A 9,205-nucleotide genomic window follows, 5' to 3' on the forward strand; every position below is an offset into this window, starting at 1 on the left:
GCACTGATTGAAGCAATGAAAGAAATAGGCGAAGTCATCGTTGTGGCACCGGACAGTCCGCAATCAGCTATGGGACATGCCATTACCATCAACAACACGCTTCACCTTGAAAAAGTCAGCATCGATAAAGAACTGAAAAACGAATACAGTTGTTCCGGAACGCCGGTTGACTGCGTAAAAATCGCGGTACACGAAATCCTGAAACGAAAACCGGATTTATGTGTATCGGGAATCAACCACGGCTCCAATTCTTCCATCAATGTTATTTATTCCGGAACGATGTCGGCCGCCGTTGAAGCAGGTATCGAAGGAATTCCGGCAATTGGTTTCTCGTTACTGGATTACAGTTGGAACGCTGATTTTGAATCCGTTAAACCTTATGTCAAAAAAATAGCCTTGGAAGTTCTGGAAAAAGGACTGCCCGAAGGTGTTGTCCTGAACGTCAATCTTCCTAAAAAACACATAAAAGGGATTAAGGTATGTCGTCAGGCGAAAGCCGTTTGGGAAGAACGATTCGACAAGCGAACCAATCCGCAGGGAAAAGAATATTACTGGCTAACCGGTGAATTCGTAAATTTGGACAAAGGCGAAGATACCGATGAATGGGCACTGAAACACGATTATATCTCGGTAGTACCTGTTCAGTTTGATTTTACGGCCCATCATGCTATCCAACAGTTAAACGGTTGGGATTTGAAATAATTACGAATTAGAAATTACAAAATACAAAAATGAATAAGACGGATTTGTTAATCGGACTACTGATCGGGTTAATAGCAGCAACTTTAGGCTGTGGTTTATTTTTATATTTTTTTGCCGATGCCCGTTCTCTGGAAGATGTAAAAATGGTCCGCGAGCATGGATTGATGGGAAAACTAATTACCCTTGGCGCTATTTTTAACTTAATCGCTTTTTTCCTTTTATTGAAAATGGAGAAAGAATTAATGGCAAGAGGCGTAATTTTGGCAACAATACTTTTGGCACTTTTAACGGTAATTTTGTAATCTATTTTATATATTTGAAATCAAAGATCATTTAATATCCTCTCAAACTTACTTTTTATGAAATTTAAATTATTAGTTTTTTGCATTTTCATAATTTCTACTGCTTTCCAATGTGACCGTGATGAAGCAACCGAGCCAACTGATAATGACAATCCTCCTATCGACACCCCTTTTACTCCCACATCATGGACAAGAGGTAACGGAACAGAAAGTAATCCGTACTTGATTGAAAATGCTGAACAACTGGTTTATCTATCTTTAAAAGTAAACGAAACGAACACCCAAGCACCATATTACACTCAGAATCGGTTTGAACATATATATTTCAAAATCACTAATGACATTAATATGGCTAATATTGATTTTGAACCAATTGGAAAATCATCCAATTTTAATTTTTTGGGAAATTTAAATGGGAATTCCAAAATAATATCAAATTTAAAGATTAATTCAACCAGTGAAACCGAAGCCACGGGCCTGTTTGGTTATGCTGAAGGTAACTTCAAAAATATTATTCTATCGAATTGCGAAATTACCGGCGTAAATAATGTCGGTGGAATTTGTGGCTTTTTTCACGGAAGGGATTTCATAAGACTCGAGACGTGTTCAGTTACAGGAATAATTAACGGAAAAATACGTGTCGGAGGCATTATAGGACAAGCAAGTGGAGCGACAACAACAGAATTATGCACTTTTGACGGCACTGTTACTGGTGAGTCAGATACCGGAGGAATTGTGGGCGAACTCCTAAACAGTAAAATACGCAAATGTGTTAATAGAGGAGTTATTACGAGTATGGGTACAGATGCTTACTTATATTATGGTGTTCACTCAGGAGGTATTACAGGCAGCACCTACAATGGTTATTTTGAAAATTGTATAAACAAAGGACTTGTAAAATCCACTAAAACAGCTGGCGGTATTGTTGGCCACTCCGGAGGGCCAAATTACATGAGTGCCGAATATAATGAAGTTAAAAATTGTTATAACATGGGTGATGTAAAATCAACAAACGGCATAGCTGCAGGAATTATGGGATATAGAGGAGGAGGTGAAATCAATTATACCTTTACAACAGGCCGCATCACTAGTGGTAACAGTTATTCGGAAAACACACAACCTATTGCCGCCAATAACTATGGAACAACTACGTCGTATTCATTTTGCCTAAAAGGAACAGTTGGAAACATGCCTAATTCTGGATATGAAGAGAGCTTTATGAAGTCGGCAGACTTGATTAACGAGCTTAACTATGACCAAGCTGGTATTGTATGGAAAAGAGATCCTAACAATCAAATAAATAATGGGTTCCCATATTTAGCTTGGGAAGAATAATAAAACCGCTTTAGCATGAAATACTACATCATTGCAGGCGAAGCTTCCGGCGATTTACACGCTTCGAATCTGATGAAAAACATTTTCAAGGAGGATCCGCAGGCAGAAATCCGTTTTTGGGGCGGCGATTTAATGCAGCAAGCCGGCGGTATTTTGGTGAAACATTACCGTGATTTGGCCTTCATGGGGTTTGCCGAAGTAGCTGCGAATTTAAAAACCATCCTTAACAATATCAAATTCTGCAAAAGCGACATTCTTAAATTTCAACCCGATGTGATTATCTATATTGATTATCCGGGTTTTAACATGCGTATTGCCGAATGGGCCAAAAAAAGAGGCATTAAAAACCATTATTACATTTCACCTCAAATTTGGGCCTGGAAAGAGAATCGCATTAAAAAAATTAAGCGCGATGTCGATAAAATGTATGTGATCCTTCCTTTCGAGAAAGATTTTTATGAGAAGAAACATAATTTCCCGGTTGAATTTGTAGGCCATCCACTGATTGATGCGATTCACAACCGTCAAAAAACGGATGCAGCTCAATTCAAAAAAGAAAACGGACTTGACGAAAGACCTATAATCGCTCTTTTGCCCGGCAGCAGAAAACAGGAAATTTCAAAAATGCTTTCCGAAATGCTTGCCATAATGAAAGACTTCCCGGACTATCAGTTTGTGATTGCGGGTGCGCCGAGTCAGGAGTTTTCATTTTACCAACAGTTTTTAACCAACGATCAGGTTCATTTCATTTCCAACAAAACCTATGATTTGTTAAGTGTGGCACATGCTGCTTTGGTGACTTCGGGAACGGCAACTTTGGAAACCGCTCTTTTTAAAGTTCCTGAAGTTGTTTTATACAAAGGAAACTGGATTTCATACCAAATCGCTAAACGCGTTATCACCCTGAAATATATTTCACTTGTCAATTTAATCATGGACAAGGAAGTGGTGACCGAATTAATCCAGGACGAGTGTAATCCGAAAAAAATAAAAACCGAACTTGAAAAGTTACTGAATCCGGAATACCGCGCTAAAGTTTTACACAATTATGATTTACTTGAAGAAAAGTTAGGCGGTGAAGGAGCCAGTAAAAAAACAGCCCATTTAATCTATAGTGCTATAAAATAACTCGGTGTAAATTTAATTTTATTTAAATTGTAGGAATTTTCTTTTTTTAATAATTCATTCTGCTTATCTTCGGCAGTATGAAAATAGCAAAATTTCCTACAATTATAATTACCCTGTTTTTTGTTTTTGGAATTGTTGTCAATTATTATTGGCGGCTTGAAACATCATGGATAGCAATAACAAATATGACAGCGCTGATTGCTTTCGGAATTCAATTCCGACTTTCGAACAAGCACTTTTTTCAAAAAAATCACTTCACGGTTTTTACTTGTTTGCTATCTTTTTGTATTGGGATGCTGACCTATTCGCTTCATTATCATCGTGGCTATAAAAATAATTACAGTCATTTTGTATCGGATGTTAATGTAGTGGAAGGGGTAATATCAGAACGCCTTAAACCCAATGCTTATGCCGAAAAATACTATTTCAAAATAACGCGATTAAACAAAAAAAGCGTTTTTGGAAAAATCCTTCTGACAGTTCCTAAAAAACCTGGCGCAACACAATTCCACGCTGGTGACAAACTGCATATCAAGGGAGAACTGACACCCATTGCAAAATCATTTAACCCTTACCAGTTCGATTATGCTGCCTATCTGGAAAAACAAAATGTATTCCATCAGCTGTATTTAAAATCCGGAACTTACATAAAAAAAGGAACCAATCACAACCTTGACTTTTATGTGGAAACATATCGCAATAAATTACTGAACAGTTTTAAAATTCATCATTTTTCAAAAAATACTGATCATATCATCAATGCACTGCTGCTCGGACAACGGCAAGACATGGATAACCAAATGAATGACAACTACACCAATGCGGGCGTGGTCCATATTTTGGCTATTTCAGGTTTACATATTGCCATACTTTATGCAATACTGCTTTTCCTACTCAAACCTTTAAACCAATTTAAAAAAGGCAAACTGCTGCAGTTCATAATGATACTAACCTTTTTATGGGTATTTGCACTTTTGTCCGGTTTATCAGCTTCTGTGGTACGTTCTGTCGTTATGTTCAGCCTTATCAGTTTCGGATTATATCTCAACAAATCCGGAAATATCTATAACATACTGGCAGTTTCCATGTTGATCATCCTGCTGTGCAATCCTAATTTTTTATTCGATGTAGGGTTTCAGTTAAGCTACATTGCGGTTTTTTCAATCGTTTGGCTGCAACCTTTTTACAGTTCGTTCCGGATTTCCAGATTCAAAGTAGTCAATTATTTTGCAGATCTCCTAACGATATCGTTTGTAGCACAAATTGGGGTTTTACCGTTGAGTCTGTATTACTTTCATCAGATGCCTTTACTATTTTTCCTGGCAAATATTGTGGTTATTCCGTTGTCGAGTTTTGTGCTGATTTTAGGAATCGCGGTTTTGGCTTTTAATTTCACAGTTCCTGATCTGGCCATCCTTTTAGGAAAACTGCTGGGATTTGCAATCGAAATAATGAATCAGTATATTGCCTGGGTTGCATCGTTTGAAACCTTTGTAATCAAAGACATCCCATTTTCATTTTCGTTACTGTTGCTATTTTATCTGATGCTTACGGCTTTAGTCCTCTGGCTCTACGAAAAAAAATTCTCAAAACTCATTTTATTTTTAAGCAGTTCCTTTGCCCTTCAAATTTTGACTTTAGTTACGCTGTGGCACTCAAAACAGGGAAGCGAATTCATCGTTTTCAACAACAAAAAAAGTACGCTGCTGACAGAAAAACGAAATAATAAAATCCGAGTGTACTCCAATGATAGTTTACCACAGGAAAATAAAAACCTGAAAGCCTATAACTGCGGAAATTTCAATCAGGCTGTAGAAATATTCCCGCTACAGAACACGGTGTTTTACGGGAACCAAAAAATTTTAGTTGTTGACAGTCTCGGCGTTTATTCACTTCACCAAAAACCGGATATCCTTTTATTGACCCAATCACCAAAAATCAATCTGATACGGGTTATCAACACTGTTCAGCCTAAAGTGATAATAGCTGATGCAACGAATTACAAGAGTTATGTAAACCGATGGAAAGCCACTTGTGAAAATGAAAAAATCCCTTTTCACGCTACTGCAGAAAAGGGATTCTATAAAATTATCGGATATTAGTTTATCTTTTTCAGTTCTTCGATTACCTCGTCGGCTGTTCGGTAACCTACTATGGGCGTTTTTACCTCGCCCGTTTTGTCAAAAACATACATTGACGGGTAACCCTGTACTTGTAAGAACATGGTAAAATCATGAGCCGAATTGCGTCCTTTTCGGTTAGGATCGAAACCCGGATTGGCATACTTTTTACCTTTGTAAGTCACTTCAAAATTTCCTTCCCCATTGAATTTAACCGGGTAATAGTTCGCATTGATATACTCTACGAATTTAGGATCGTGAAAGGTATTTTTATCCAGCATTTTGCATGGACCGCACCAATCGGTATAGACATCCATGAAAATAGGTTTTGCTTTTTTGGGTTTTTTCTGTTGAAGTGACAATGCTTCATCCAAAGTCATCCATTTGATTTCTTTACCCTCTGCTTCTTGAGCATGAACTGCCAAATTTCCTAAAACGAAAAGTACGGCAAATAGAATTTTTTTCATTTATTTATCCTTTTTTATTGTTTGCTAAAATCTGATTTGCGCCCGTAATCCATGCTTCCGGCCCTCCGGCTACATAACCGGTACTGCCCAATTGCGAAAGATTAACATTCCCATCCGCTTTTTTTTCAGCGGTTATAAACCATATGGTTGGATATCCCTGAACCTTAAGAGCGTTTTGCAAACCATAATTCTGTTGTTGCAATGCTGGGTCTAATTGTTTTTTTTTGGGAAAATCAAGCTCCACTAACACAACGTTTTCTTTAGCCCATTTAACAAATTCAGGTTTAAAGAAAACTTCTTTCTGCAAATGCATACACCATCCGCACCAATCACTTCCGGTAAAAAACAACATCATGGGTTTATTTTCCTTTTTGGAAACTTCCATTGCTTTATCGATGTTAGTATGCCATGTCAGTCCGCTTTCTTGAGCCGATAAGACTAAAGTGTTTAAGCAGATAAGCAACCCTAAAAGTATTTTTTTCATCGTATCCCTTTTTTAATCAGTTACTAAATAACAAAAATAATGCCGAATTTTATTTAACGTCCTGCATTAATTTTTTCACTAATGGCGAAATGGCGATTAACACAATTCCCGCAATCACAGCATACACAGCCAATTGCTGGTAACCGTCAGCATACACATTTAACTTTTCAAGGTTGGATGCGTTTTCAGAAGCTTCAGCGATGTTAGCCCCTAACAGTCCGGCAAAATACTGCCCGTAAGCGCTCGCCAGGAACCACATCCCCATGATAACCGCCTGTGTTTTTTGAGGAGATAATTTGGTCATAGCACTCATTCCTATAGGTGACAAACACAATTCTCCAAACGTTATGATGAACCAACCAAAGGTGAACAGATCTAAAGACGTTTTCCCGGAAGCATCTGCGAAGAATTTCGTGTAATAAAATACCCAGAAACCGCCGGCCAGGAACAAGAATCCAAGTCCGAATTTCACCACTGTATTGGGTTCTATCTTTCTTTTATTCATCCACAGCCAAACCATCCCAACCAATGCAGCAAAAGCAATGACAAACAAGGAATTTACGGCATTATTTACACCATTAGGATCCAATTCCATCCCTAAAAGCTTATTGTGTAAGTTATCTGCGGCAAACGCACTTAACGATCCTCCACTCTGTTCGAAAAACGCCCAGAAAACAACAGAAAAAAGCATAAAAACAACAGCCGCTACCAACTTTTTGTTTTCTGAAACGGAAAAATTCCTCATTTCATAAAGCAAATACAAAATAGAAACCGGACCTATTATGTACATAAACCAATCCGTATACTTTGTATTGGAAACCATAACCATAATAACCGGAATGATTAAAATGGATCCAATATAGGTTAGAATTTCATAAATTCTTCTTTTCGACGCATCAATATGAGATAAAGGAGACAAACCAATTTCGCCCAGGCTTTTTTGTGTTTGAGTAAATGTTAACAAGCTAACAATCATAACAATTGCAGCGAAACCAAACGCGGCATTCCATCGCAATGTTTCAGGTATAAAACTATCCCACAGTTCTCCTTTCCCCACGGCTACACAAATATACCCTCCAATCAGAGCCCCTAAGTTAACTCCTGCGTAAAATAAAGAAAACCCCGCATCCCTCCTATTATCATCATCTCTATACAATTTTCCAACCATCGATGAAATGTTCGGTTTAAAAAACCCTGTTCCTACAATGGTAAAACTAACGCCAATGAAAAAGAAGTTTTTTGGATCAATTGACAGAATCACACTTCCAACAATCATTAAGAGACCGCCCCAAAACAATGATTTTCTAAAACCAAAAATCTTATCCGCAAAAAGTCCCCCTATAAATGTAAAAGCATATACCCATGCCTGTGTCGCCCCATACTGTAAGTTTGCTATTGTATCATTCATCAATAGCTGGTGAACCATGAAATAATACAACATCCCTCGCATTCCGTAGAAGCTGAAACGCTCCCACATCTCACTGAAAAATAAATACCACAGCTGTTTTGGGTATTTTCCTTTAAAATTCTGGATATCTTCTGTTTTTATCCCTTTGAAATCCTGAATTTCGTCTATTGTTGAACTCATATTAATTAATTCCTTTTTCTTTCATTACTTTATTTAACTGCTTCAACAAGGCAAACATCAAAAGGGTTGCAAACATCAACAATCCAAAATTGACCCAGAAGAAATCGGCTTTATTTTCGTAGGTATCCCACATACTGGCCAAGACACCCGACAATTTATTTCCGATAGACGTTGCCAGGAACCAGCCACCCATCATTAGTGACGTAATATTAGTCGGGCTCAATTTTGAAACAACGGACAATCCCATCGGACTCAAAAATAATTCCCCGATCGTGATTACACCATAATTAGCTACCAGCCACCAAACGCTTACTTTTTCGGTTCCGTTACTGCCCATTTTTACAGCTGCCACCATCACCAAAACCGATAGGGCCGAAATCAATAAACCAAATGCAATTTTAGTTGGCGTGGTTGGTTCTTTCTGCCTGTTACGTAAAAAAGTAAAGAAAGCAACCACCAAAGGAGTAAGCATAATTACCCAAAAAGGATTAATGGATTGGCTCAAGTTGGTTGCCCAAAGTGATACTTTTGCACCCTCTGCAGGTTTTTTATCTTCGGCGACATTTCTAAAATACAATGGATAATTCACTTCTTTTTTAACCACTCCGTTTTCTTTTTGCAAACGGAAATTATCATCGTACAATTCGACAGAATCTTTTTTGAATTCCACTTCTTTGGCCAACTTTAATCCGCTGAAAACCGATTGTGAAGTTCCAACCACTTCCCTATCCGTGTAACGATCTGCCCAAGTTGTAAGTGCCGAACCATTTAATTTGAATACCGCCCAGAACAAAATCACAACCGAAAAAATTGCCAGTAAGGCCCCAATCGGTCTTTTGTCTTCTACTTTAGCTTTAAAATACAAACTTGCATAAAAGAAAATTACGGGAATACAGGCAAAAATAAAAGCATCGGTACTGTCGGAACCAAATATATAACTATCCGGATTGGCATCTGAAGCCGTACCTTTAAGCATCCAGCCGATTACCCCGAAAATTACAGACGGAATTAGAATGAAAGCCACAATTTTCCAAAAAGGCATATCTCCGGGCTGAACACCTTTTTTATCGGTTTTATCA

The 9,205-nt window shown here is 37.9% G+C and carries 9 protein-coding genes; 5 read left to right on the plus strand and 4 right to left on the minus strand.

Annotated features, from left to right (window positions below):
- From surE to VLB74_RS13345, 5 genes are all read left to right on the plus strand, one after another.
- Nucleotides 1–702 (plus strand): 5'/3'-nucleotidase SurE (gene surE, locus VLB74_RS13325; RefSeq protein ID WP_325203948.1); only part of this gene is annotated, 702 nt, incomplete at its 5' end.
- Nucleotides 703–731: 29 nt separating this feature from the next.
- Nucleotides 732–1,004: a hypothetical protein gene (locus VLB74_RS13330; RefSeq protein WP_325203949.1), complete on the plus strand. Its 273-nt coding sequence runs from the start codon at nucleotides 732–734 to the stop codon at nucleotides 1,002–1,004.
- Nucleotides 1,005–1,061: 57 nt separating this feature from the next.
- Nucleotides 1,062–2,339, plus strand: coding sequence for a hypothetical protein (locus VLB74_RS13335; protein WP_325203950.1), 1,278 nt, complete (start codon nucleotides 1,062–1,064; stop codon nucleotides 2,337–2,339).
- A gap of 15 nt (nucleotides 2,340–2,354) precedes the next feature.
- Nucleotides 2,355–3,467: a lipid-A-disaccharide synthase gene (gene lpxB / locus VLB74_RS13340; RefSeq protein ID WP_325203951.1), complete on the plus strand. Its 1,113-nt coding sequence runs from the start codon at nucleotides 2,355–2,357 to the stop codon at nucleotides 3,465–3,467.
- Nucleotides 3,468–3,652: 185 nt separating this feature from the next.
- Nucleotides 3,653–5,569, plus strand: coding sequence for a ComEC/Rec2 family competence protein (locus VLB74_RS13345; protein WP_325203952.1), 1,917 nt, complete (start codon nucleotides 3,653–3,655; stop codon nucleotides 5,567–5,569).
- On the opposite strand, the gene VLB74_RS13350 is transcribed toward VLB74_RS13345, so the two are convergent.
- The 4 genes from VLB74_RS13350 to VLB74_RS13365 all read right to left on the minus strand — a co-directional run.
- Nucleotides 5,566–6,054, minus strand: a complete 489-nt coding sequence (locus VLB74_RS13350; protein WP_325203953.1) for a thioredoxin family protein — start codon at nucleotides 6,052–6,054, stop codon at nucleotides 5,566–5,568. The genes VLB74_RS13345 and VLB74_RS13350 overlap by 4 nt on opposite strands.
- A 4-nt stretch (nucleotides 6,055–6,058) precedes the next feature.
- Nucleotides 6,059–6,538, minus strand: a complete 480-nt coding sequence (locus VLB74_RS13355; RefSeq protein ID WP_325203954.1) for a thioredoxin family protein — start codon at nucleotides 6,536–6,538, stop codon at nucleotides 6,059–6,061.
- 49 nt (nucleotides 6,539–6,587) lie between these two features.
- Nucleotides 6,588–8,126, minus strand: coding sequence for a peptide MFS transporter (locus VLB74_RS13360; RefSeq protein ID WP_325203955.1), 1,539 nt, complete (start codon nucleotides 8,124–8,126; stop codon nucleotides 6,588–6,590).
- A gap of 1 nt (nucleotide 8,127) precedes the next feature.
- Nucleotides 8,128–9,205, minus strand: a 1,078-nt coding sequence (locus tag VLB74_RS13365; RefSeq protein ID WP_473964700.1) for a POT-type proton-dependent oligopeptide transporter, incomplete at its 5' end; no start/stop codon positions are given.

The sequence above is a fragment of the Flavobacterium sp. genome (assembly GCF_035456225.1).
GTDB lineage: Bacteria > Bacteroidota > Bacteroidia > Flavobacteriales > Flavobacteriaceae > Flavobacterium.